The organism is Nocardioides sp. (assembly GCF_030019515.1).
Taxonomy (GTDB): Bacteria; Actinomycetota; Actinomycetes; order Propionibacteriales; family Nocardioidaceae; genus Nocardioides.
In genome coordinates, this window is sequence record NZ_JASEEQ010000004.1 from 220,081 (window position 1) to 245,541 (window position 25,461).

Consider the following 25,461-nt stretch of genomic DNA (forward strand, 5'->3'; position numbering starts at 1 on the left):
GGTGAGCCGGTGCCCGGCTCCTCCCTAGGATGGAGCCCATGACGCAGCAGCCCTTCTCGCGCCCTGGGGCGTTCGACCTCTCCGGCCTCACCGGCCCGGCGACGCCCGCACCCGGAGCACCCGGAGCACCCGCTGGCGCGGCCGGCGCGCCGGCCGGTGGTTCGTCGTACGCCGTCCAGGTGACCGAGCAGAACTTCCAGTCGACCATCGAGGCGTCCACGACGGCCCCGGTACTGCTGGTGTTCTACTCGCCCGGCCGGATGCCGGAGAGCGCCCAGCTGGCCACGGACCTCGCGACCCTGTCCAGCGAGTTCGAGGGCCGGTTCCTGGCCGGCCTGGTCGACATCGACGCCGTGCCGGCCATCGCCCAGGCGATGCAGATCCCGTCGGTGCCGCTCGTGGTCGCCGTGCTGGACGGCCGCCCGGCGCCGCTCTTCCAGGACGTGCTGCCGCTCGAGGAGCTGCGCGCGGCGCTGACCCAGGTGATGCAGCAGCTGACCGTCAACGGCGTCGCGGGCCGGCACCAGCCGCGACACGCGGCTCCCACCGACGGCGACGAGGGTGACGAGCCGGCCGTCGACCCCCGCTACGCGGCGGCCCAGGACGCGCTCGGCGCGGGTGACATCGACGCAGCCGTCGCGGAGTACCAGCGCCTCGTCGACGCCAACCCCGCCGACGCGGAGGCGGTCGCCGGGCTGGCGATGGCCACCGTCCTGCAGCGCACCCAGGGCGTCGACCTGAACGCGGCCCGCGCCGCGGCGGCCGCCGCCCCCGACGACGTGGACGCCCAGACCATGGTCGCCGACCTCGACCTGCTCGGCGGGCACGTCGAGGACGCGTTCAACCGACTCGTCGACCTGGTCCGGCGCACCGCCGGCGACGAGCGCGACCGGGCTCGCGAGCACCTGATCGGCCTGTTCGGCGCGGTCGGCAACGGCGACCCGCGGGTGCTCAAGGCCCGCCAGAACCTGGCTTCTGCCCTCTTCTGAGCTGGCCTCGCCCCCGAGCTGGCCTCGCCCCCGAGCGGGCCTCGGGGGCGAGGATCCGGCAGCCAGGTCGAGTGGGCGCACGGTTGCGGAACGAGGCCGCCACCGCCCTGTCGAGGCCGCTCGCTGGCGCGTTCGCTACCCGACCGACGGCCGGCGGAGGGATGCTCATTGTCGGCCTGCTGGTGGCGATGCGGCGGTCGGGTGGCCGTTCGGGCGACCGTCAGGCGGCCGGGCCCTTGGCGCGGACGTCGGCGACGGTGTCCATGGCCTGGCGCAGCTCCGCGAGCCAGTCGCCCTCGTGCTGGCCGACGAGCCGGACGCACCAGGCCAGCGCGTCGGACCGTGACCGGGCCACGCCGGCGTCGACCAGGGTGTCGAGCACGAGCCGCTGGGGCTGGCGCAGCCGGGTCATGACGGGCGCCGCCACGTGCGTCCAGAGCTCGCGGTGCTCGCCCAGCGCGACGCCCCACGACACCTTGCGCTCGAAGCGGTGCTGGGCCTCGCGCGCGATCTCCATCCGCTGCTCACGGGTGTCCTCGCGGAACCCCGACGCCCGGCCGGCCCGTGCCTCGGCCAGGGCCGCCTCGGTCGGGCTGTCGAGCTCGACGTCGGGGATGCTCAGCAGCACCGTGATCTCCTCGCGGTCGACGGTGACCTCCGCCGCCGCGCTCTGCCACTCCGCCGGGAGCCGACCGGCGAACCAGCCGCGCACCCGCTCTGCCTGCTCGGTTGTAATCATGTAATCAGTGTTGCACCACGGATCAAGGCCCGAGCCTCCGGACCTCTGCCGTTTGGTCACCAACGGCGGAGGTCGAGCCCGCCGGGTCGTCGTTGGTGACCAAACGACCACAGGGCGACAACGTCCTCGGCCAGCCGGATCAGCCGAGAACACGAGGACGAGGAGCGGTCAGCCGCCGGACTCGGTGTACGCGGGGCCGGGGCCGGCGAGGTTGGCGAGGGCGGAGCCGACCCGCCGGGCGGTGAAGTCCGCGCAGCGCTCGCGCACCTGGTCCGGGGTGCAGAACTCGGCGGACCGGATCTCGCGGGTCTGCCGGACGATCCTCTCGGTGATGACGGCGTCGTGGGACCCGCCGTCGAAGACCAGGCACAGCGCGTCGTCCCAGCCGCTCCACGGCGGCAGCCAGTCGGTGAGCAGCAGCCGCCCGGCCTCGATGTGCAGCCCGAGCTCCTCCTCGACCTCCCGGGCGACCGCCAGCTGGGGTGACTCGCCGACCTCGACGACGCCGCCGGGCAGGTCCCAGTCCGGCTTGTAGGTCAGCTGGCACAGCAGCACCCGCTCGTCGCGGTCGCGGATCAACATCTGGCTGATCGCGCGCTTGCGGGGGAGGAAGGAGTTGAGGAGGGCGCGGAAGCCCTCGGGCTCGTGCACGGGCGCGTCGGTCGCGAGCCGGGCGTACACGATCCGGTCGACGGTCCGGCCGTCGACCGTCACCCCGCGCATCACGCCCTCGCGGCGCAGCCCCGACCAGGTCGCGACCCGCTGGGCCGCCGGGTCGTCGGGGTCGATCAGCGCCTCGACCCGCGGGTGCTCGACGAGCGCGGCGGCGACCTGGCGCCGGACGACGTCGACGGGCTGGTCGGGCGCCCAGGTGATCCGGGCGATCCCCTCCGCGACGGTCGTCACGGCTGTGGTCGGCTCGGTCACGCTGGAACTCTACCGAGCGACCGCGGGCCCCGGACGCGCCTCGGGAGCCGCTCAACCACCGGTCGTCGGGGGCACCCGCCGCCGGAACCACACGGTCGCGAGCGGGGGCACCACGATGGTGGCGTGGGCGGGCTGTCCGGACCAGTCGCCGTCGACGGCGGTGATCGAGCCGAGGTTGCCGACACCGGAGCCGCCGTAGGTCTCGGCGTCGGTGTTGAGCACCTCCTCCCACTCCCCGGCGGCGGGCAGCCCCAGCCGGTAGTCGTCGTGGGGCACCGCCGCGAAGTTGGCCACGCACACCAGGTCCGCGTCGTCACCGCGCCGGACGAACGAGAAGACGTTGCGGCCCGCATCGTTGGCGTCGACCCAGGTGAAGCCGTCGGGCTCGTGGTCGCGGGCCCACAGCGCGGGGGAGTCGACGTACGTCGTGTTCAGGTCGCGCACCAGGGACTGCACGCCGCGGTGCTCGGGGTGGTCCAGCAGCCACCAGTCCAGCTCGCGCGACTCCGCCCACTCCGACTCCTGGCCGAGCTCGGCGCCCATGAACAGCAGCTGCTTGCCGGGGTGGGCCCACATGAAGCCCAGGTAGGCGCGCAGGTTGGCGAGCTGCTGCCAGCGGTCGCCCGGCATCTTGCGCAGCAGCGAGCCCTTGCCGTGGACGACCTCGTCGTGGCTGATCGGCAGCACGTAGTTCTCCGACCATGCGTAGACGAGCGAGAACGTCATCTCCCCGTGGTGGTAGGCGCGGTGCACGGGCTCGTGGGCCAGGTAGTCGAGCGTGTCGTGCATCCAGCCCATGTTCCACTTGAAGCCGAAGCCGAGCCCGTCGGCGGACGTCGGCCGGGTGACGCCGGGCCAGGACGTCGACTCCTCGGCGATCGTGGTGATGCCGGGCACCCGCTTGTAGACGGTGGCGTTCATCTCCTGGAGGAACTGCACCGCCTCGAGGTTCTCGCGGCCGCCGTGGACGTTGGGCGTCCACTCGCCGGCCGGGCGCGCGTAGTCCAGGTAGAGCATGGAGGCCACGCCGTCGACCCGCAGGCCGTCGGCGTGGAACTCCTCGAGCCAGTAGAGCGCGTTCGCGTAGAGGAAGTTGCGGACCTCACGCCGCCCGAAGTTGAAGATGTGGGAGCCCCACTCCTTGTGCCAGCCGCGCTGCGGGTTGGGGTCCTCGTAGAGCGGGGTGCCGTCGAAGCGGGCCAGCGCCCACTCGTCGGTCGCGAAGTGGCCGGGCACCCAGTCCAGGATCACGCCGACGCCGGCCTGGTGCAGCCGGTCGACGAGCAGCCGGAAGCCGTCGGGGTCGCCGAACCGCGCGTCCGGGGCGAAGTACGACGTCACGTGGTAGCCCCACGAGCCGCCGAAGGGGTGCTGCATCACCGGCATCAGCTCGACGTGCGTGAAGCCCAGCCCGGCGACGTACTCCGGCAGGTCCTCGGCCAGCTCGGCCCACGACCAGTACCGGCCGTCGGGGTGCTTCTTCCAGGACCCGAGGTGCAGCTCGTAGATGCTCATCGGGGAGGCGACCGGCTCCCGGTCCGCGCGCGCCTCGAGCCAGGCGTCGTCGTTCCAGGTGTAGCTGGACTCGAAGACCTTGGACGCCGTGTCGGCGGGCTTCTCGGCCCAGCCGGCCATCGGGTCGGCCTTCTCGCGCCACTGCCCGTCGGGCCCCAGGATCGTGTACTTGTACGACGTCCCGGCGCCGACGTCGGGCACGAACAGCTCCCACACCCCGGAGGCGCCGAGCTGGCGCATCGGGTGCTCCCGGCCGTCCCAGCTGTTGAAGTCGGCCTTGATCCGGATCGCCCGGGCGGAGGGCGCCCAGACCGCGAACGACGTGCCGGTCACCGGCCCGAGCGCGCCCGGGTAGTGGTGCACCCGGGCCCCGAGAACCGTCCAGAGCAGCTCGTGACGGCCCTCGTTGATCAGGTGCAGGTCCATCTCGCCGAGGGTCGGCAGGAACCGGTACGGGTCGTCGGTCACGTGCTCGTCGGGGCCGTAGCTGACCGCCACGCGGTAGTCGGGCACGTCGGCCAGCGGGATCACGCCCGCCCAGATGCCCTCGTGCTCGTGGGCCAGCTCGGCCTCCCCTGCGGTGCCGGACCCGTCGCTCCACCGCACCACGACCCGCGACGCCAGCGGCCGGAGGACCCGGACGGTGACGCCACCGTCGTGGGGGTGCGGACCGAGCACGCCGTGCGGGTTGCCGTGCTCGCCGTGCGCGACCTGGTGCAGCTCGGCGGTCGACACCGGGTGCAGGGCCGGCGCGGCCGGCGCGGCCGGCGTGCCCGGCGTGCCCGGTGTGGCGGCCCGAGGGCTCTTGTCGTCGCTCATGCCGCTCCGATCCTCGCCACGGCCTCGAGCGGGATGGCCACCCAGGTCGGACGGTTGCGTGTCTCGTACACGGTCTCGTACACCGCCTTGTCGGCGACGTAGGCGTCGAGCAGCGCGTGCTGCTCCTCGGTGAGCTCGCCGTCGGCGTACGCGGTCAGGAAGTGGTTGCGGTTGCGGTTCGCCCACTCGTCGGCGCGGTAGGCGCGCTGGTTGGCGCCCTCGGGCTGGTCCTCGGCGAGCTGGCGCTCGACCACCCGCGGCACGTAGTCGAAGGAGCGCAGCATCCCCGCGACGTCGCGCCACACCGAGTCGGGCAGCAGCCGCTCGGCGAGCGGCTTGGCCGGCTCGCCCTCGAAGTCGACGATCTTCCAGCCCAGGCTGGTGCGCAGGGTCTGGCCCAGGTGCAGGTCGCCATGGATCTGCTGGACGTCGAGCCCGCCGAGGCCGCGGAGGCGGTCGTACGCCGCTCGCAGCGGCTCGGCGTGGGCCGCGAGCTCGGGCACCACCTCGAGCGCGGCGTCGAGCCGGGCGCCCATGGCGTCGGCCAGCTCGGTGAGCGCCTCGGGCCCGCGGTGGTCGACCGGGAAGTGCTCGGCGAGGTCGTCGTGGACCTCCCGCAGCGCCTCGCCGAGCCGGGCCGACTCGGCGGCGAAGTCGCCGCCGGCCTCGTGGGCGTGCAGGTCGGCCTCCGCGAACAGGTCGCGGGCGCTGGTCAGTGCCAGGTCCCAGCCGTCGCTCGCGGTGCGCAGGAACTGCTGGAGCATCGCCAGCTGCATCGTCGTGCCGCCGCGCTCCTCGGCCTCGGCGTCGGCCTCCCAGTCGACCCAGTCCAGCCAGCCGTAGAGCGCCGCGATGTGGTCGGAGCCGGCGTTGGTGAGCACCTGGTGGACGCTGATGTCCGGGTTCACCCCGGGCGTGATCTTGCGGAACACCTTCATCAGGCAGTCCTCGCCGAACGCGACCGAGGAGTTCGACTGCTCACCGGAGAACAGCGTCGAGTGCGCGGTGCGGTCGAGGTCGTGCCCGGGGAGCCGGTGGAAGCGCAGCCCGCTGTCGTCGTCGCTGAGGTTGCCGCCCGGCTCCTGCGCCGCCAAGTCGAAGGCGCGCAGCCACCCGTCCATGGCGTCGCGGTCGTGGAGGGCGTCGTACGCGTGCACCCAGCCGTAGCCGGGCTCGTCCCACCACCCGATGAAGGCATGGTCGAGCCGGCTCTCGGGCTCGGTGTAGAACGACATCGGCACCTGGTAGACCTCGGTGCCCCCGGTCCGGTCGCTGTAGGCGACCTCGACCAGCTCGATCACGACCCGGGGGCCGGCGTCCTCCCCGTCGTGGGGCACCTCGCCGATCCGGCGTACCGCGGCGACCTCGAACGGGCGGCCCTTGCCGCCGAACCACCGGGTGCGCTCCAAGTAGCGCACGAACACGTCCGGCTCGATGTGGGTCACTCGTCCGTCGGGGGTCACAGCAGCAGCCCCTCCTCGCTGGTCTCGGGAGCGGTCAGGCGGAACCAGTAGAAGCCGTAGCCCGCCAGGGTGAGGAGGTAGGGCAGCTCGCCGATCTCCGGGAACGGGACGCCGCCGATCAGCTCGACCGGGCGCCGGCCCTCGAAGCGGCGAAGGTCCAGCTCCACCGGCTGGGGGAACCGCGACAGGTTGTTGACGCACAGGATGATGTCCTCGGTGCCGTCCTCGGCGGTGTACTCCCGCACGTAGGACAGCACGGTGGAGTTCGACCCGCCCAGGTCGTGGAAGGTCCCGAGCCCGAACGCGGGGTGGTTGCGGCGGGCGTGGATCATCCGCCGCATCCAGTGCAGCAGGGACGAGGTGTTCTCGAGCTGGGCCTCCACATTGACCGACTGGTACCCGAACACGGGGTCCTGGATGAGCGGCAGGTCCAGCTTGCCGGGGTTGGCCGAGGAGAACCCGGCGTTGCGGTCCGACGTCCACTGCATCGGGGTGCGCACGCCGTCGCGATCGCCGAGCCAGATGTTGTCGCCCATGCCGATCTCGTCGCCGTAGTAGAGGACCGGCGAGCCCGGCAGCGAGAACAGCAGCGCGTTGAACAGCTCCATCTGGTTGGTGTCGTTGTCGAGCAGCGGCGCGAGCCGGCGGCGGATGCCGATGTTGGCCTTCATCCGCGGGTCCTTGGCGTACTCGCCCCACATGTAGTCGCGGTCCTCGTCGTTGACCATCTCGAGGGTGAGCTCGTCGTGGTTGCGCAGGAAGATGCCCCACTGGCAGCTCTGCGGGATCGGCGGGGTCTGCTCGAGGATCTCCGAGATCGGGAACCGCGACTCGCGGCGCACCGCCATGAAGATGCGCGGCATCACCGGGAAGTGGAAGCACATGTGGCACTCGTCGCCGCCGGCCTCGAAGTCACCGAAGTAGTCGACGACGTCCGCGGGCCACTGGTTCGCCTCGGCGAGCAGCACCCGGCCGGGGTAGTGCTCGTCGACGAAGGCCCGCACCTTGCGGAGGAACGCGTGCGTCTCGGGGAGGTTCTCGCCGTTGCTGCCCGGCCGCTCGTACAGGTAGGGCACCGCGTCGAGCCGGAAGCCGTCCAGGCCCATGTCCAGCCAGAACGACAGCGCCTCGAACATCGCGTCGTGGACCTTCGGGTTGTCGAAGTTGAGGTCGGGCTGGTGGGAGAAGAACCGGTGCCAGAAGTACTGCTGGCGGACCGGGTCCCAGGTCCAGTTCGACGGCTCGGTGTCGACGAAGATGATCCGCGCGTCCTGGTAGAGCTCGTCGGTGTCCGACCACACGTAGAAGTCGCCGTAGGGCCCGTCCGGGTCCGAGCGCGAGGCCTGGAACCACGGGTGCGCGTCACTGGTGTGGTTCATGACGAAGTCGATGATGACCTTCAGGCCGCGCTCGTGCGCCTGGTCGAGGAAGTAGCGGAAGTCGTCGACGGTGCCGATCTCGGGGAGCACGCCGGTGTAGTCGGCCACGTCGTACCCCCCGTCCCGCAGCGGGCTCGGGAAGAACGGCGGGATCCACAGGCAGTCCACGCCGATCCACCGGAGGTAGTCCAGCTGCTCCACCAGCCCGCGGAAGTCGCCGGTGCCGTCGGCGTTGGAGTCGCGGAAGGACCGGACGAGGACCTCGTAGAAGACCGCGGTCTTGAACCAGTCCGGCGTGTTCTCAGGGGGGTCCGGGGGGAGTCCCTGGGTCACCGGGGCCTCCTCACGCTGAGGATGTGCGCCGGTTCGAGGTAGGGGTCGAGCCGCACGTAGTTGTGCTCGCCCCAGCTCCAGTCGGCGCCGGTGATCTCGTCGTGCACCACGAAGGAGTCGGTCGAGGACAGTCCCAGCGCGCCCAGGTCGAGGTGCACGGTGGTCTCGCGCGCGGCGTGCGGGTCGACGTTGACGACCACGATCACCACATCGTCGTGGCCGCCGGGGACGGCCCGCCGCTTGCTGAACACCAGGATGTTCTCGTCGTCGCTCCAGTGGATCGACACGTTGCGCAGCAGCTGGAGTGCCGGGTGCTGGCGGCGGATCTCGTTGAGCCGGGTCAGGTACGGCGCGAGGGTGCGGTGCTCCCGCTCGGCCCCGTCCCAGTCGCGGACCCGGATCTGGTACTTCTCCGAGTCGAGGTACTCCTCGCTGCCGGGCCGGACCGCCACGTGCTCGTACAGCTCGTAGCCGGCGTAGACGCCCCAGCTGGGCGACCCGGTGGCGGCGATCGCGGCCCGGATCTTGAACGCCGCCGGCCCGCCGTACTGCAGGTAGGCGTGCAGGATGTCCGGGGTGTTCACGAAGAAGTTCGGCCGCATCAGGTGGTCGGTCTCGTGGGACAGCTCGCGGAGGTACTCCTCGATCTCCCACTTCGCATTGCGCCACGTGAAGTACGTGTAGGACTGGTGGAAGCCGACCGCGCCGAGGCCGCGCATCATCGCCGGCCGGGTGAACGCCTCGGCCAGGAAGATCACGTCGGGGTCGGTGCGCCGGATCTCCTTGAGCAGCCACTCCCAGAACGCCACCGGCTTGGTGTGCGGGTTGTCGACCCGGAAGATCCGCACGCCGTGCGACATCCACAGCCGGACGATCCGCAGCACCTCCTGGGAGATGCCGGTCGGGTCGTTGTCGAAGTTGATCGGGTAGATGTCCTGGTACTTCTTGGGCGGGTTCTCGGCGTACGCGATGGTGCCGTCGGCGCGGGTCGTGAACCACTCGGGGTGGGAGGTCACCCAGGGGTGGTCGGGCGCGGCCTGGAGCGCCAGGTCGAGCGCGACCTCGAGGCCGAGGGAGCCGGCCTTCGCGACGAACGCGTCGAAGTCCTCGAAGCTGCCCAGGTTGGGGTGGATCGCGTCGTGGCCACCGTCCTTGGAGCCGATCGCCCACGGTGACCCGGTGTCGTCGGGCCCCGGGTCGAGGGTGTTGTTCGGCCCCTTGCGGTTGACCTCGCCGATCGGGTGGATCGGCGGCAGGTAGATGACGTCGAAGCCCATCGCCGCCACGGCGTCGAGGCGCTTCGCGGCGGTCGTGAACGTGCCGCTGGTGACCTTGCCGGTCTTGACGTCCTTGGTGGCGCCCTCGGAGCGCGGGAAGAACTCGTACCAGTTGCTGGTCAGCGCCTCCGGCCGGTCGGCGTACGCCGGGTAGGGACCCTCGACCGTGACCAGCTCGCGGATCGGGTGGGTCGCGAGCACGCCGGTGACGTCGGGGGCCTCGAGCACGGCCAGCCGGGCGGCGGGCGGCCGGTTGCCGTCGGTGGCGGCGTCCAGTGCGCCCTGCAGCACCTGGGCGGCGTCGGCCGCGGCCGGGTCGCGCGGGTCGAGCGAGGCGATCACCCTCTCGACCAGGATCCGCGCCTCGGTGAACATCAGGTCGACGTCGACCCCGGCGGGGATCTTGAGCGCCGCGTTGTGCTGCCAGGTCGCCAGCGGGTCGGACCAGGCCATCACCTCGAAGCTCCAGGCGCCACCGGCGTCCGGCGTCACCCAGGCCTGGTAGTGGTCCGGGACGGTCGCGTGCTTGGTCATCCGGACCGGTGCCCGGCGCCGGCCGTCGGGCCCGGTGAGCACCACCTCGGCGCCCAGCTTGTCGTGGCCCTCGCGGAAGATCGTCGCGGTCACCGGGAACGGCTCTCCGACGGTGGCCTTCGCCGGTTGCCGACCGAGGTCGACGAGCGGCGTGACGTTCATGACGGGGATGCGTCCGACCATGATCTCCAACCTAGCGAGGGTCCGGGCAGGTCCGGCAGGGGGCAGCTGCCGTCCCGGACGCCGTACCCGTGCTGGCCGGGAGGAAACGCCGACCCGGCGCATCTTGCCCGCCAGGAGGCCGCGAGTCGGCGCATCTTGCCCGGGTTGTCCCCAGCTGGCTGCGGCCTGCTGTGGACGGGGCGGGCAAGATGCGCCGACTCGGCCTCGGATCAGTACACCTGGAGCTCGGCCGCGTGCACGATCGTGCCGCGGTCGGACGCCGTCTTGCAGTCGGTGTCGTTGACCGGGTCGTTGTCCTGCTCGCCGGCGTACCCGGCGTAGCCGGTGCACTGGTTCTCCAGCACCACGAACCGGATCGCGGCCGCGCGGGTCGCCGGGACCTTGAAGGCACGCAGCGTCAGGTTCGGGGCGACCGGTCGGGGCCGCACCGCCGGGAAGGCGTTGCCGGGGGAGACGTAGAACCGCTCCCAGACCGCCTTCGCCGCGTCGCAGTCGCTCACGCAGGCCTCGAGCGCGAACCGGCGCAGCGCCGTGAACCGGGAGCCCGAGTCGGGGTCCGGGTCCTTGGCGAGCGGGATCTCGTTCGGGTCCGGCGGGGCCGGGTTGAGCATCGCGCTGACCTGCACCCGGCGCACGGTGTGGACGCCCCCGGCGAGGTCGACCGCGACGAACGGGTGCGACTCGTCGACGTTGGCGGCGGTGACCCCGCCCCACGCCGTCCTCTCCGTGCCGTCGAGGAGGGCGACCGCGTTCAGCGAGCCGGCCGTGGCGTCGAGCACCCTGGCGCCGTTCTTCTCCGCGGCGAGGTTCGTCGGCGCGTGCACGCGGACGGTCTGGGCGCCGGGCCGCACGGTCAGGTGGAACCGCTTGAAGCCGCCGGCCTGCGAGACGTAGAGCATCCGGTAGCGGCCGGGCACGAGCCGGGCGGTGGTCTTCACCTTGCCCTTGTCCGAGGTGTCGGCGATCGGTGTCGCCCGGGCCTCGTAGTGACCGACGAAGAACCTGCCGGAGCGGTTGCTGCGGAAGGTGACGGTGCCGTTCCGCTGGCGCGGCGAGGCGAAGCTCGGCGTGGTGTCACCGGAGTCGGCGTTGGGGATCGACGCACCCTGGCCCATGCCGCGGCGCGCGAAGGCCCGCCACATCACGTCCAGGTCCTTGCCGCGGAACCGCATCCGGTCGGCGGCGAGCATCGCGTCCCGGGCGTCGAGCATCGACGTGGCGCCCTGCTGGAGCAGGAAGGAGTCGAAGACCAGCTGGACCCAGCGCCGGTTGCCCGGGCACTGGCCGGCCGGCAGCGGGCTCCTGGTCGCCGTGGCCTGGGCGCAGCGCAGCTGCAGCGCGTTGTCGGTGTAGGGGAACTGCCGGTTCCACTTCTTCACCAGGGCCTGCCGGACCTCCCACTGGGTGCCGTTCCAGATCTCGCCGTCGGCGTGCACCTCGTTGCCGGTGCTGTCGAAGCCGTAGTCGGAGTAGTTCAGCGGGTTGTCGTTGATCGCGTAGTCGCGGATCGCGACCGACTTGTTGCCGGTGGCGTAGACGCCGACCGCCCACGGGTTGCCGCCGTTGGCGTAGCCGTGGCTGAACATGTACTCGCCGGCCACCAGGTCGCTCCAGGACTCGCCCATCGCACCGCCCTGCTCGGAGGTCAGGCCCTCGTCGGGGCCACCGACCATCCGGTTGCTGATCGCGTGGGTGTACTCGTGGCCGACGATGCCCATGTCCAAGCCGCCGTCGACGCACGGGGAGTAGAACGCGCCGGCGATCGGCTGGAAGAGGTACTGGTTGGTGATGCCCGGTACACCGTCCTGCAGCGTGATCTGGTTGGCGTTGTCGCGACCGAGGTACGACGGCTGTCCGCCGGTCAGCGCACCCGCCTGCGCGTTGCCGACCTCCTGGTCGCCGTCGACCCCGCCGCGGCCGAAGTTGCTGGCCTGCAGGTTGTAGTTCTCCTCGGTGAAACCGAGGTAGTAGGCGTAGTCGTGCATCCGGTTGTGCGCGACGAAGAGGTTCGTCACGGTGGCGTCGATGTCGTTGCCGCCCGGGTGCAGCTGGGCCGGGTCGCAGCCGGAGTTGTTCCAGGCGTCGGTGAACGGCGTCGTGTAGTCACGGGTCGGCGAGACCGGGGCCTGCTCCGTGCCGCCCGGGGTCAGCGGGCTGGCCCAGGCCTCGTGGGTGTTGGCGTTGTTGCCGATCGTGGTCATCGTGCCCACGCCGCTGCCGCCCACGGTGTCCCAGGGGCCGGGCGCCGCGACGTTGCGGAACGGGCCGGTCGGCGTGGTGCAGCCTGAGCCGGGGAACCAGCACCCGATGACGGAGTTCTTCGGGGTGGTGTCGGCCGAGTAGTCCAGGGCCGGGTTCGCGGTGAAGTAGCGCCACCGGGGGTCGAAGCCGGCGTCGCCCGCCGAGGGGCCGGCGGTGTCGCTCGTGGTCACCCCGGCGACGTAGTTGCCCGGCGGCAGGAACGGCGCGGTCGGGTCCGGGAAGGGACAGACCTGGACCGTGTAGATGCCGGCCGGGATGGAGTCGGCTGAGTACGTGGCCGTCTCGGGACTGGTGCCGAGATCGCCGCTCACGAGGAGCTGCCCGGCAGGATCGAAGATCTTCACGACGATGTCGTTGGCGACGTTGACGGCCGACGCGGCGGCGACGATCTCCTTCGTGTTGCCGTCGGTGAGCTCGAACTCGTGCTGGGGACCGCAGTCGGTCGCGGTGATCTCCCCTTGGAACTGGAACGCGTCGCTGCTGTTCTCGGCCTGGTTCTGCCGGTGCAGCACGGCGCCGGTGACGCCGTCGACCATCAGCGTGTAGGCGAACGCCGAGCCCTTCTGCACGTCGAGCACGTTGGTCTCGAAGACCGGGCGCACGGTGCCGTCGGCGAGCGCGAGGGCGCGCAGACGGACCAGCTGCTCCTGCGGGTAGCCGGGCACGCTCAGCCGGGTCCAGCCGTCGGCGACGTGGGAGGTGACCTGGTCGAGGGCGTCGGCGTCGAGCGTGCGGCCGAGGTTCGCAGCGGCCTTGGTCCAGGCCTGGACCGGGCTGAGCGTCGCCGCGGGCGGCGTCCCGGTCGTCTTGGTGATCGAGGAGGAGGCGTAGGCGATCTCGCCGTTCGCGACGCCGACGGTGACCATGCTCGCCAGCGCGGGGGTCAGCTCGCCGAACCGCTGGCGGAACAGCACGGCGTGGGCGGCGCTCTGGGCCAGACGCTGGTCACCGACCAGCTCCAGGCCGGCGACGGCGTCGCGGCTCAGGCCGAACACCGCGGCGTGGTCGCTCAGCCAGGCCCGCGCGGCGACGACGGGGTTGCTCGAGGAGGCGCGGGCGAGCACCCCGTCGGCAGGCAGGATCGAGGACGGCGTACCGAACTGGTTCCAGCGCAGGTCGACCGCGCCGAGGCGGGCGGCGGCGCTGCGCTGGGCCGCGGACGGGAGCGCGGTGCCGCGGGCGTCGAGGTCGGTGAGCCCGGCGACCGGGTCGCCGAGGCCGCCGAGCGGGTGCTCGGCGTCGGCGGCGGTCGGGGTGGCGAGAGCCGCGGTGGGGCTCGTGGCGAAGGCGGGGAGCTGAGCGAGGCCCGGGACCAGGGTGGCGGTCAACAGGGCCAGAGCGGCGGTCCGGTGGCCGCCACGGCGCGAGGGGGAGCGGGTCATGATCCGGTCAACGCCGGACGACGGGGTTCGTTATGTGACCCCTCCGCGGCCGGCGACGTGACGCGGGCCGCACCGGAGGTCGGCTCCATTCTTTGATCGTTCCAACATCCACGATGTACGGTCGCCGGGTGCGTGCGATCCGTCGATTCACCGTCCGTCCCGTCCTGCCCTCGACGCTCGCCGGCCTGGGCCGTCTCGCCGGCAACCTGCGGTGGTCCTGGGACCCCGAGTCGCAGGACGTCTTCGAGTCCGTCGACCCCGTGCTGTGGGAGTCCACGGGACGCGATCCGGTCAAGCTCCTGGGCGCCGTCGGCCGGCGACGTCTCGAGGAGCTGGCCGCCGACGAGGGCTTCCTGGCTCGACTCGGTGTGGCCGTCGACCACCTGGACCAGTACCTGACCGGCGACCGGTGGTACCAGCGCCGGCTCGCGGCCGGTGACGAGGGGCCGCGGGCGATCGGCTACTTCTCCCCGGAGTTCGGGATCACCGCCGTGCTGCCGCAGTACTCCGGCGGCCTCGGCATCCTCGCCGGCGACCACCTCAAGGCGGCCAGCGATCTCGGCGTGCCGATCGTCGGCGTCGGCCTGCTCTACCGCCACGGCTACTTCAAGCAGGCCCTCTCCCGCGAGGGCTGGCAGCAGGAGACCTACCCGGTCCTCGATCCCGACGGCCTGCCGATCTCGCTGCTGCGCGAGGAGAACGGCGCCCGCGCGATGATCAGCGTCGCCCTTCCCGACGGTCCCGAGCTGCTGGCCCGGATCTGGGTCGCCAGCGTCGGCCGGGTGCCGCTGCTGATGCTCGACACCGACGTCGAGGGCAACCCCGACCACTACCGCGACGTGACCGACCGCCTGTACGGCGGCAACAGCGAGCACCGGCTGCGCCAGGAGCTGCTGCTCGGCGTCGGGGGCGTGCGCGCTCTGCGCGCCTACTCCCGGATCACCGGCCACCCCGCGCCCGAGGTGTTCCACACCAACGAGGGCCACGCCGGCTTCCTCGGGCTCGAGCGGATCCGGGAGCTCACCGTGGCCGAGGGCGGCCCGCAGCTCGACTTCGACACCGCGCTCGAGGTCAGTCGCGCCTCCACGGTGTTCACCACCCACACCCCGGTGCCCGCCGGCATCGACCGGTTCCCGCTGACCCTGGTCGAGCAGTACTTCAGCGAGGCCGGCCCGACGCCCGGCGTACCCGTCGAGCGGGTGCTCGCGCTGGGCAGCGAGGACTACGAGGGCGGCGACCCGGCGGTCTTCAACATGGCCGTCATGGGCTTCCGCCTCGCGCAGCGCGCGAACGGCGTCTCCCAGCTGCACGGCCACGTCAGCCGCGAGATGTTCAACGGCCTGTGGCCCGCCTTCGACGAGGCCGAGGTGCCGATCGGGTCGATCACGAACGGCGTGCACGCCCCGACCTGGGTCGCCCGCGAGGTGATCGAGCTGGCCACCGCCCAGGGCGCCGACCCGGAGTCCGACGACACCAGCGGGTTCTGGGCGGCGGCGGACAAGGTGCCTGGCCCCGAGATCTGGGCCGTCAAGCGGGTGCTGCGCGAGCGGCTCGTGGTCGACGCCCGCCGGCGGCTGCGCCGGTCCTGGCAGAAGCGTGGTGCGGCCAAGGCCGAGCTGAGCTGGATCGACAACGCGCTGGACCCCGACGTGCTGACGATCGGCTTCGCGCGGCGCGCGGCGTCGTACAAGCGGCTCACGCTGATGATGCGCGAGCCCGAGCGGCTCAAGTCGCTGCTGCTGCACCCCGAGCGGCCGATCCAGCTGGTCATCGCCGGCAAGGCGCACCCGGCGGACGACGGCGGCAAGAAGCTGATCCAGGACATCGTCAGGCTCTCCGACGACCCGGAGATCCGGCACCGCATCGTGTTCCTGCCCAACTACGACATCGCGATGGCCAAGCCGCTCTACCCGGGCTGCGACGTGTGGCTGAACAACCCGCTGCGCCCCTACGAGGCCTGTGGCACCTCGGGCATGAAGGCCGCGCTCAACGGCGGCCTGAACCTCTCGGTGCTCGACGGTTGGTGGGACGAGTGGTACGACGGCGACAACGGCTGGGCGATCCCGACCGCCGACGGCGTCGAGGACCCCGACCACCGCGACGACCTCGAGGCCGCCGCGCTCTACGACCTGATCGAGAACGACGTCGCCCCGCGGTTCTACGACGTGGACGGCGAGGGCGTGCCGACGCGCTGGCTCGAGATGACCCGGCACACGCTGAAGTCGCTCGGCCCGAAGGTGCTCGCCACCCGGATGGTCCGCGACTACGTGCGCCAGCTCTACACACCGGCGTGCGTCACCGCGCACCGGCTGAACTCCGACTACCACGGCGCCGCCGAGCTGGCCGCCTGGAAGAAGAAGGTCCGGACCGGCTGGTCGAACGTCCGGGTCGAGCACGTCGAGAGCAGCGGGGTCGGCGACGCCCCCGAGGTCGGCGACCAGATGAGCGTGCGGGCCTTCGTCACCCTCGGCCCGCTCGCCCCCGAGGACGTCGAGGTGCAGCTGCTGCACGGCAAGACCAACGGCGAGGACGAGCTGGTCGAGACGCTCGTGGACCGGCTGCGCGTGGTCGAGTCCTACGAGGGCGGCCGGCACCGCTTCGACGGCGACGTCGTCCTGGACCACTCCGGGTCGTTCGGCTACACCGTGCGGATCGTGCCGCGCAACGACGTGCTCGCCTCACCCGCCGAGCTCGGCCTGGTGGCGCTGGCCTAGCGGGGACGCGCAAGCGGACCCGCTGATGGTGGTCGAGCAAGGCGCGCGACTGAGGAACGAAGTCGCGACCGCCGTGTCGAGACCCATCGTGCTCGTGGAGCACTGCTCCGGTGGAGGCTGCTGGTCGGCTCACCGGGTCGCGACACACTCCGTCGCGACCGCCTTCGTCGGTCGCGCTCGCTGCTCGACCACCGACGATCAGTCCGCTTCGCGTCCCTGATCAGCTCTCGCGGAAGACGACGACGGTGCGCCGTCCGATGTGCAGCTCGTCGCCGGCCTTGATCGAGGTGCCGACCGGGAGCCGGTAGTCGGTGGAGAGGACCACCTCGCCCGCGTGCACCCAGTCGTTCTCGGGCAGGGCGACCCGCAGCGGCAGCCAGTCGGAGTTGAACCACAGCACGAAGGACTTGTCGACCTGCTGCTCGCCGCGCGGGCCGGGCGCACGGAGCGGCGCGCCGGAGACGAACATGCCGACCGCGCGCAGGGTCGGGTCGTGCCAGTCGTCGCCGGTCATCTCCCGGCCGGAGGGGTGCAGCCAGGCCAGGTCCTTCGGGCCGCCGAGCATCGTCGGCCGGCCCTCGAACCAGTGCCGCTGCCGCAGCGCCGGGTGCTCGCGGCGCAGCCGGAGCGCCGTCTTGGTGATCTCGTAGACGTCGAGCCACGCGTCGTCGGGGCGCCAGTCGATCCAGGACGTCTCGTTGTCCTGGGCGTAGGCGTTGTTGTTCCCGCCCTGGGTGCGGCCCCGCTCGTCGCCGGCGGTGATCATCGGCACGCCGTTGGACAGGCACAGCGTCGCCATCATGTTCGCGACCTGGCGGCGACGGATGGCCACGAGCGCCGGGTCGTGGCTCTCGCCCTCGACGCCGTGGTTCCAGGAGCGGTTGTTGTCCGTGCCGTCCCGGTTGCCCTCGCCGTTCGCCTCGTTGCGCTTGTGCTCGTAGGTGACCAGGTCGCGCATCGTGAAGCCGTCGTGGGCGGCGACGAAGTTGATCGAGGCGTACGGCGACCGCCCGTCGTCGAGGTACAGGTCCGAGGACCCGGCCAGCCGGGTGGCGACCCCGCGGATGCCCGAGGTGTGGTTGCGCCAGAAGTCGCGGATCTCGTCGCGGTACTGGTCGTTCCACTCCACCCACGGCGGCGGGAACTCACCGACCCGGTAGCCGTCCATCGACGCGTCCCACGGCTCGGCGATCAGCTTGACGTGCCGCAGGATCGGGTCCTGGCCGATCGCGGTGAGCAGGTGGCTGCGCATGTCGATCCGCCGGTGCACCCGGGTCAGCGCGGACATCAGGTCGAACCGGAAGCCGTCGACGTGCATCTCGGTGACCCAGTAGCGCAGCGAGTCGAGGATCAGTCGCAGCGCGAACGGGTTCGAGGCGTCGACGGTGTTGCCGCACCCGGTGACGTCCCAGTAGGCGTCCTCGAACGGCTCGGCGTGCCCGTCCCCGCCGGTCCGGTAGTAGAAGCCCCGGTCGTCGAGACCGCGGAAGGACAGCGTGGGACCGGTGGTGCCGGCCTCGGCGGTGTGGTTGTAGACGACGTCGAGGATCACCTCGATGCCGGCCGCGTGGAGCGCCTTGACCATGGCCTTGAACTCGGTGACCTGCTGGCCGCGGTCGCCGGCGGACGAGTAGGCGTTGTGGGGGGCGAAGAACCCGATCGAGTTGTAGCCCCAGTAGTTGACCAGTCCGCGCTCCAGCAGCGAGGTCTCCGAGACGAACTGGTGGATCGGCAGCAGCTCGACCGCGGTGATCCCGAGGTCCTTGAGGTAGTCGACGACGGCCGGCGTCGCGAGCCCGGCGTAGGTGCCCCGCAGCTCCTCGGGCACCCGGTCGTGCAGCATGGTCATGCCCTTGACGTGCATCTCGTAGATCGCCGAGTCCTGCCACGGGTGCCGCGGAGGCGCGTCGTCGCCCCAGTCGAAGCGGTCGTCGCCGAGGACCACGCTCGTCGGCACGTACGGCGCGGAGTCGGTCTCGCTGCGCCGGTCCGGCTCGCCCGCGACGTACCCGAAGATGGCCGGGTCGAGCGTCAGGTCGCCGGAGATCGCCCGGGCGAACGGGTCGAGCAGCAGCTTGTCCGGGTTGAAGCGCAGCCCCTGGGTGGGGTCCCACGGCCCCTCGACGCGGTAGCCGTAGCGGGTGCCGGGGGTGATGCCCGGGATCGCGCCGTGCCAGATGCCGAGCTCCTGCTCGGTGAGCGGGTGTCGCTGCTCACCGCCCTCCTCGTCGATGACGCAGACCCACGCGGCGGTCGCCCGCGGTGCGTGCACCGCGAAGTTCGTCGCCTCCGCGGACCAGGTCGAGCCCAGCGGCCAGCTGCGCCCCGGCCAGACCGGGGTGCGCTCGCCGCGGTCGCGCCAGAGTCCGGGGGTCACCCGCGCCATTGTTCCCGATGACGGCACAATGCCGGAGATCGACTACCGAGAACGACGACCAGGACAGAGAGAGGCGGATCACGGCATGGGTGAGTTCGTACGACTGGAGGTGGCCGACGGGGTCGGCACGATCCGGCTGGACCGGCCGAAGATGAACGCCCTGAACGTGCAGGTGCAGGAGGAGATCCGCGCGGCGGCGGTCGAGGCCACCGAGCGCGACGACGTCAAGGCGGTGGTCCTGTACGGCGGGGAGCGGGTCTTCGCGGCCGGCGCGGACATCAAGGAGATGGCCGACATGTCCTACACCGACATGGTCAAGCGGTCCGGCCCGCTGCAGTCCTCCCTCGGCGCGGTGGCCCGCATCCCGAAGCCGGTGGTCGCCGCGATCACCGGGTACGCGCTGGGCGGCGGCTGTGAGCTGGCGCTGTGCGCGGACGTCCGGTTCGCCGCCGAGGACGCGGTCCTCGGCCAGCCCGAGGTGCTGCTCGGCATCATCCCGGGGGCCGGCGGTACCCAGCGGCTGACCCGGCTGGTCGGCCCGAGCAAGGCGAAGGACATCATCTTCACCGGGCGCTTCGTCAAGGCCGACGAGGCGCTGGCGATCGGACTGGTCGACCGGCTGTTCCCGGCCGCCTCGGTCTACGACGAGGCGCTCGCCTGGGCCCGCCGGTTCGCCGGCGCCGCGTCGTACGCCCTGCGCGCCGCGAAGGAGAGCATCGACCGCGGCCTCGAGGTGGACCTGGAGACCGGGCTGGAGATAGAGCGGCAGCAGTTCGCGGCGCTGTTCGCGACCGAGGACCGTTCGACCGGTATGCGATCCTTCGTCGAGAACGGACCGGGCAAGGCGCAGTTCGAGGGCAGGTGAGCGGTACGTGGTGGATCGCAAGGCGTTGACGGCGCGACGGGGCTCCCGGGTGCGCGCCCGTGCGGCCCAGGTGGTGTGGCTCCTCGCGGTGCTGTGCGCGCTGGTCCTCGCCGTCGGGGCGCTGTGCATCGCGCTCGACGCCAACCGGGACAACGCGCTGGTCAAGCTCGTGCTGGACGTCGCCGACGTCGTGGACCTCGAGGTCTTCTCCCGCGACAACGGCATCTTCAAGTTCGAGGGGGGCGACGCGGAGACCAAGAACGCGCTGGCCAACTGGGGGCTGGGCGCCATCGCGTACCTGGTCGTCGGGCGGCTGCTGGAGCGGGTCGTCCGTCCCTGAGCCGGGCCTGATCCGGGCCGGCTCCGGGTCGGACGCTGACAGTGCCGCTGTGACAAAGCCAACCCCACCGCGAGTTTCGACCACCGGGGCGCGACGGTAGCCTCACGACCAACCGAGTGCACAGGAGGGGCCGAACCGGCCACACACCATGAACATTGTCGTCTGTGTGAAGTACGTGCCCGACGCCACTGCCGATCGGCAGTTCGAGTCGGACAACACCGTGGACCGCGTCGGCGTCGACGGGCTCCTCTCCGAGCTCGACGAGTACGCCGTCGAGCAGGCCCTCCAGCTGAAGGAGAAGGCCGGCGGCGAGGACACCACCGTCACCGCGCTGTGCGTGGGACCCGAGAAGGCCGTCGACGCGGTGCGCAAGGCGCTGCAGATGGGCGCCGACCAGGGCATCCACGTCGTCGACGACGCCGTCGCGGGCTCCGACGCCGCCGCCACCTCGCTGGTGCTGGCCAAGGCCGTCGAGAAGGCAGGTGCGGAGAAGAAGGTCGACCTCGTCGTGTGCGGCATGGCCTCGACCGACGCCGACATGGGCGTGGTGCCGGCGATGCTCGCCGAGCGCCTGAGCCTGCCCCAGGTCACCCTCGCCTCGGTCATCGAGACCCAGGGCGACCAGGTGCGCGTCAAGCGCGACGGCGACACCGCGACCGAGGTCATCGGCGCCGCGATGCCGCTGGTCCTCTCGGTCACCGACCAGTCGGGCGAGGCCCGCTACCCGTCCTTCAAGGGCATCATGGCTGCGAAGAAGAAGCCGCTCGAGACCTGGTCGCTCGCGGACCTGGGCGTCGACGCGGGCCAGGTCGGCCTGTCGGTGGCGTGGACCGAGGTCGCCGAGACCACGGCCCGGCCGCCGCGCACCGCCGGCGAGATCGTCAAGGACGAGGACGGCTCGGGCGCTACGGCGCTGGCCGACTTCCTCGCCGCCAAGAAGTTCATCTGAGCGTCTGAGGAGCTGACCAAGTGTCTGAAGTTCTCGTTCTCATCGACCACGTCGACGGCGCGGTGCGCAAGCCGACGTACGAGCTCCTGACCATCGCCAAGCGGCTCGGCGAGCCGTCGGCGGTCTTCATCGGTGGCTCGGCTCAGGGCGCTGACGTGGCCGAGAAGGTGAAGAAGTACGGCGCCGAGAAGGTCTACGTCGTCGACGACGCGCAGATCAAGGGCTACCTCGTGGCGCCCAAGGCCGAGGCCCTCCAGCAGCTGGCGGAGAAGACCTCGCCGGCGGCGATCCTGATCCCCTCCACCATGGAGGGCAAGGAGATCGCCGGTCGCCTCGCGATCAAGATCGAGTCGGGCCTGATCACCGACGCGGTCGACGTGGAGGCCGACGGCACCACGACCCAGTCCGTGTTCGCGGGCAACTACACCGTCAAGGCCAAGGTCACGACGGGCACCCCGATCATCACCGTCAAGCCGAACTCCGCCGCGCCGGAGGAGGCCGCCGGTGCCGGCACGGTCGAGGAGTTCGCAGCGACGGTGTCCGACGCCGCGAAGGGCGCGCAGATCGTGGCGTCGCAGCCGCGGAAGGCCACCGGGCGTCCCGAGCTGACCGAGGCCGCGATCGTGGTCGCCGGCGGTCGTGGCACGGGCGGCAACTTCGAGTCCGTCGAGGGCCTTGCCGACGCCCTGGGCGGCGCGGTCGGCGCCTCGCGCGCCGCGGTCGACTCCGGCTGGATCCCGCACACCTTCCAGATCGGCCAGACCGGCAAGACCGTCTCGCCGCAGCTCTACGTGGCCACCGGCATCTCCGGCGCCATCCAGCACCGGGCCGGCATGCAGACCTCCAAGACGATCGTCGCGGTCAACAAGGACGAGGAGGCGCCGATCTTCGAGCTGGTCGACTTCGGCGTCGTGGGCGACCTGCACACGGTCCTCCCCGCGCTGACCGAGGAAGTCACCAAGCGCAAGGGCTGAGCGAGACTCCCGTGGACTTCGCCTCGCTCCAGCCGCTCGAGGGCGGCTGGTCCGGGGAGACGTTCGTGGCCGAGGCCGGCGGCGACCGCACCGTGGTGCGGATCTTCGCCGGCCTTCGTCACGCTCCCGAGGCGGCGCAGGTCCAGTCCGCGGTGCTCGGACTGGTGCGCGGGCTGCTGCCCGTGCCGGACGTCCTGGAGGTACGCCGGGCCGACCCGGCAGCCGGGATCCCGGCGCTGCTGGTGACCTCGTTCCTCGGCGGCGTGCGGGGCGACCTCTTGCTCCCCACGCTCGACGCCGCGGGGGTCGCCGCCGCCGGCGCCTCCTGCGGCCGGGTCGTCGCGACCCTCGGCGGGATGCCGATGCTGCGCCGCGGTGCGTTCGTCGACGGCGACCTGCGGATCGAGCCGTTCGAGCCGGACCTGCCGGCGTACGCCGAGTCCCTCGGCGTGGACCTGCCCGGGCTGGCCGAGGTGGCCGAGGCGGCGCAGGCGCTCCTCGACGAGGAGCCGCGGACCTGCCTGGCACACAGCGACCTCAACCCCAAGAACCTGCTGCTCGACCCGGGGACGCTCGAGGTCACCGGCGTGCTCGACTGGGAGTACGCCCACGCCGGCCACCCGTTCACCGACCTGGGCAACCTGCTCCGGTTCGACCGCGACCCGGCGTACGTCGCCGCGGTCCTCGAGGCCTACGCCGGCCTCCGCGGCACCACGCCGGCCCGCGCGCTCGACCTGGCCCGCGCCGCCGACCTGATCGCGCTGGTGGAGCTGGCCTCGCGCTCCGGTGCGAACCCGGTCGCCACGCGCGCCGAGCAGCGGCTGCGCGCGATCGCCCGCACGGGCGACCTGCACGCGACCGACTGACGCCCGCTCAGCCGCGAGAAAAGGCTCAGCCGAGCAGCGCCGCCATCCTCTTCGCGACCAGCTCGGTGGCCCGGCGCGGGGCGAGCCGGCTCAGCCGGTCCAGCACCCGCGCGTCGCGACCGATCACAACCCGATAGCTGCCCTTCTCGACGCCCGCGACGATCTGGCGGGCTGCGTCCTCGGGGCTGGTGAGCCGCGCCGCGAGGTCGCCCGCGTCCTGGCCGGGGAGGTCGGCACCGGAGTTGGCCGCGATGTCGGTGCCGACCCCGCCCGGGAAGACAGCGGTGACTGCGACCGGGCTGTCGAGGAGCTCGGCGTACAGGCCCTCGGTGAAGAGCTTGACCGCGGCCTTGCTCGCGCCGTAGATCGTCTGTCCCGGGACCGGGGCCAGCCCGCCCATGCTCGACACGTTCACGACGCACGCCTCGGGGCGGGCGAGCAGGTGGGGGAGGAACGCCTTGGTGGTGTTCAGGACGCCCCACAGGTTGACCGCGAGCACCCGCTCCATCTCCTCGAAGGACAGGTCGGCGAACGGCACGAAGTGCTGGATGACGCCGGCGACGTTCAGGAGGCCGTCGACCTGACCATGATGGGCCTCGACCTCGCCGGGAAGCGCCGCGACCCGTGCCCGGTCGGTGATGTCGGCCGTGTGGCGGCTGAGCCGCTCGCCGGCGCGGGCCAGCCGCTCGGTCTCGGCGAGCCCGTCGGGCCGCAGGTCGACCGCCGCGACTCGCGCGCCCCGGCTGAGCAGGGCCAGCACGACCTCGCGGCCGATCCCGTTGCCGCCACCCGTGACGACGAGGACCCTGTCCCTCAACTCCATGACGACCACCCCTCTCGGCCGTCACGCTAGCGGCGCGCTCCCGTCCGCACCCGGGTCGGAGGTCCCGTCAGCTCGAGTCGGGACGTTCGCTCGAGTCCGGGCCTCTGCTCGTCCTCGGCGTTCAACCCCGGCCGCCGTACCCCTCCTCCTCGATGATGCCGACCTGGGGGACCCGCACGGTTCGGTGGCCGAGCCTGCCGCCGAGCACGATCCGGCGCAGCGCCACGTTGTTGTCGGTGGCGGCCTCGACCAGGTTCTGCTCGGGGTTGGCGACCACCGCGATGTAGTAGGTGCCGTTGGGGAGGCCGCGGATGTCGAAGGACTGCCCGGCGCGGTACTGGGTGTAGGTGTCGCCCCAGCCGGCGGCGAGCACCTCTCGGATCGAGAGCGAGGAGTAGTCGCCGCACGACGTCGACAGGTCGGTGTTCTCCGGCCTCCAGTCGGCGCTCGGGACGGTGAGGTCGACGGCGTCGGTGTTGGCGAGGCAGAACGCCTCCTTCTTCGAGCGCGCGGTCTCCTGCTGGTCTGCGTCGAGCAGGGAGTAGCGCGCGAAGTCCTCGAAGTGCCAGTGCTGGTGCGAGGGCTTGGGGTCCCAGTGCAGGTGGCCGACCGGCTGGAAGCCGGTCTGCTCGCCGGCGGCGTCGAAGAAGTACTGGTAGGCATCCATCTCGTCCTCGCCGTCACGGCGGAAGCCGTCGACGACCAGGGGGCTGTCGCCGGCGTTCCAGACGGTGGCCGAGAACCGCAGGTGGTTCGTGTTCTTCGACAGCCCGATGCCCCACGCCGGCAGGGAGCGCAGGTCCGGCTGCGGGCCGGCCTCCGGCGCGCGACCCTGTGGCCCGGTCGGCCGGTGGGCGGCCGGCCGGGCGACGGACGCGGCGCGCGGCGAGGACGTGCCCTCGCCGCCGACGTCCTCGGCCGTGACGGTGAGCTGCACGGTGCGGGTCGCGTCCGCGGCGCTGAGGCCGAAGACGGCGGCGTAGCTGGAGGCGATCCTGGCGGTCACGGTGTAGGTGCCGGGCGCGAGCCGGAACGGGCGACCCTGGCTGAGGATCGGCGTCGCCCAGCCGTCCTGGATGCCCTGCACCGACCCGAGGCTGAACGGGTTGTACCAGCAGCCGGCCGGGTAGCCCGATCGCGCGGGCGCGTCCGGGCGGACCCGCTCCGACCAGCCGTTGAGGCAGGCCTTCCGGACCAGGTGCATCGGCTCACCGCCCGCCTGCGGCGTGATGGAGATCGTCAGGAACCCGTCCAGGCCGGAGAACGTGCTCATCGAGCCGGCCGGCAGCGGCACGTCACCGTCGGCGGTGTGCCAGGCGGTCCGGATCGCCTCGTCGTACGACGGGCGGTGCGACCAGAGCTCGAACGGCGCGCCCTGGGCGATCAGGCGCAGGCCGAGGTCGGTCCAGGTGCGCTTCCGGTAGGCGGTGGCGGTGACCGCGTGCGGCGCCCACAGCGTGATCGGCGCGACGGTGTCGGCCGCCCGGTCCGAGGTGCGCTCGACCGTGGGGTCGCCGGTGGGGTCGCCGGTGGGATCAGACGTGGCGGTGGCGGGCGATGTGGACAGCAGCGCGGCCGGCACCGCCAGCGCGAGCGAGGCGAGGAGCGCGAGGGCGCGTGAGGTCGAGCGGATCAACGTGGGGTCCTTCCGGACGGCAGCGATCGCTGCGATGAGCTGACGCAGCGTACGACGCGGCCGGGTCGGATTCGGTTGCCGAGCGACAAGACGGGGCACGCGTCCAGACCGGCGC

The 25,461-nt window shown here is 71.9% G+C and carries 17 protein-coding genes; 7 read left to right on the plus strand and 10 right to left on the minus strand.

Annotated features, from left to right (window positions below; translation table 11 throughout):
* Nucleotides 1–38 precede the first annotated feature (38 nt).
* The gene (locus QMC84_RS07770) at nt 39–989 is read left to right on the plus strand and encodes a tetratricopeptide repeat protein (protein WP_300373537.1); all 951 of its coding nucleotides are present in this window, start codon (nt 39–41) and stop codon (nt 987–989) included.
* A 220-nt stretch (nt 990–1,209) separates the two neighbouring features.
* Here the strand turns inward: QMC84_RS07770 and QMC84_RS07775 are convergent, their stop codons facing one another.
* From QMC84_RS07775 to QMC84_RS07805, 7 genes are all read right to left on the minus strand, one after another.
* Nucleotides 1,210–1,728, minus strand: a complete 519-nt coding sequence (locus QMC84_RS07775; RefSeq protein WP_300373539.1) for a hypothetical protein — start codon at nt 1,726–1,728, stop codon at nt 1,210–1,212.
* Nucleotides 1,729–1,896: 168 nt separating this feature from the next.
* Complete coding sequence (locus QMC84_RS07780; RefSeq protein WP_300373541.1) at nt 1,897–2,655, minus strand: NUDIX hydrolase; 759 nt, start codon at nt 2,653–2,655, stop codon at nt 1,897–1,899.
* 51 nt (nt 2,656–2,706) lie between these two features.
* A complete protein-coding gene (glgB, locus tag QMC84_RS07785) occupies nt 2,707–4,989 on the minus strand; it encodes a 1,4-alpha-glucan branching protein GlgB (RefSeq protein WP_300373543.1) in 2,283 nt (760 codons plus the stop codon).
* A complete protein-coding gene (locus tag QMC84_RS07790; protein ID WP_300373544.1) occupies nt 4,986–6,452 on the minus strand; it encodes a hypothetical protein in 1,467 nt (488 codons plus the stop codon). Before QMC84_RS07790 ends, glgB begins: the two co-directional genes overlap by 4 nt.
* A complete protein-coding gene (gene treS, locus QMC84_RS07795; protein ID WP_300373546.1) occupies nt 6,449–8,164 on the minus strand; it encodes a maltose alpha-D-glucosyltransferase in 1,716 nt (571 codons plus the stop codon). Before treS ends, QMC84_RS07790 begins: the two co-directional genes overlap by 4 nt.
* Nucleotides 8,161–10,158 (minus strand): alpha-1,4-glucan--maltose-1-phosphate maltosyltransferase, encoded by a 1,998-nt coding sequence (locus tag QMC84_RS07800; RefSeq protein ID WP_300373549.1) that lies wholly within the window; start codon nt 10,156–10,158, stop codon nt 8,161–8,163. Before QMC84_RS07800 ends, treS begins: the two co-directional genes overlap by 4 nt.
* Nucleotides 10,159–10,367: 209 nt before the next feature.
* Nucleotides 10,368–13,802, minus strand: coding sequence for a M36 family metallopeptidase (locus QMC84_RS07805; RefSeq protein WP_300373551.1), 3,435 nt, complete (start codon nt 13,800–13,802; stop codon nt 10,368–10,370).
* 128 nt (nt 13,803–13,930) lie between these two features.
* On the opposite strand from QMC84_RS07805, the gene glgP reads away from it, so the two are divergent.
* Complete coding sequence (gene glgP, locus QMC84_RS07810; protein ID WP_300373553.1) at nt 13,931–16,516, plus strand: alpha-glucan family phosphorylase; 2,586 nt, start codon at nt 13,931–13,933, stop codon at nt 16,514–16,516.
* A gap of 220 nt (nt 16,517–16,736) precedes the next feature.
* On the opposite strand, the gene glgX is transcribed toward glgP, so the two are convergent.
* Nucleotides 16,737–18,893: a glycogen debranching protein GlgX gene (glgX, locus tag QMC84_RS07815; RefSeq protein ID WP_300373555.1), complete on the minus strand. Its 2,157-nt coding sequence runs from the start codon at nt 18,891–18,893 to the stop codon at nt 16,737–16,739.
* 85 nt (nt 18,894–18,978) lie between these two features.
* On the opposite strand from glgX, the gene QMC84_RS07820 reads away from it, so the two are divergent.
* The 5 genes from QMC84_RS07820 (at nt 18,979) to QMC84_RS07840 (ending at nt 22,887) form a co-directional block, all read left to right on the plus strand.
* Nucleotides 18,979–19,758, plus strand: coding sequence for an enoyl-CoA hydratase-related protein (locus QMC84_RS07820; RefSeq protein ID WP_300373557.1), 780 nt, complete (start codon nt 18,979–18,981; stop codon nt 19,756–19,758).
* Between the two features lie 7 nt (nt 19,759–19,765).
* Nucleotides 19,766–20,098, plus strand: a complete 333-nt coding sequence (locus QMC84_RS07825; RefSeq protein ID WP_300373559.1) for a hypothetical protein — start codon at nt 19,766–19,768, stop codon at nt 20,096–20,098.
* Between the two features lie 148 nt (nt 20,099–20,246).
* Complete coding sequence (locus QMC84_RS07830; protein WP_300373561.1) at nt 20,247–21,047, plus strand: electron transfer flavoprotein subunit beta/FixA family protein; 801 nt, start codon at nt 20,247–20,249, stop codon at nt 21,045–21,047.
* Nucleotides 21,048–21,067: 20 nt separating this feature from the next.
* The gene (locus QMC84_RS07835) at nt 21,068–22,021 is read left to right on the plus strand and encodes an electron transfer flavoprotein subunit alpha/FixB family protein (RefSeq protein ID WP_300373563.1); all 954 of its coding nucleotides are present in this window, start codon (nt 21,068–21,070) and stop codon (nt 22,019–22,021) included.
* 11 nt (nt 22,022–22,032) lie between these two features.
* Nucleotides 22,033–22,887: an aminoglycoside phosphotransferase family protein gene (locus QMC84_RS07840; protein WP_300373565.1), complete on the plus strand. Its 855-nt coding sequence runs from the start codon at nt 22,033–22,035 to the stop codon at nt 22,885–22,887.
* 25 nt (nt 22,888–22,912) lie between these two features.
* Here the strand turns inward: QMC84_RS07840 and QMC84_RS07845 are convergent, their stop codons facing one another.
* Both QMC84_RS07845 and QMC84_RS07850 read right to left on the minus strand, forming a co-directional pair.
* Nucleotides 22,913–23,710 carry an SDR family oxidoreductase gene (locus QMC84_RS07845; protein ID WP_300373567.1) on the minus strand — a complete coding sequence of 266 codons (798 nt, stop codon included), beginning with the start codon at nt 23,708–23,710 and terminating at the stop codon, nt 22,913–22,915.
* Between the two features lie 121 nt (nt 23,711–23,831).
* Entirely contained in the window at nt 23,832–25,346 is a 1,515-nt protein-coding gene (locus tag QMC84_RS07850) for a lysyl oxidase family protein (RefSeq protein WP_300373569.1), read from the minus strand.
* Nucleotides 25,347–25,461: the final 115 nt, after the last annotated feature.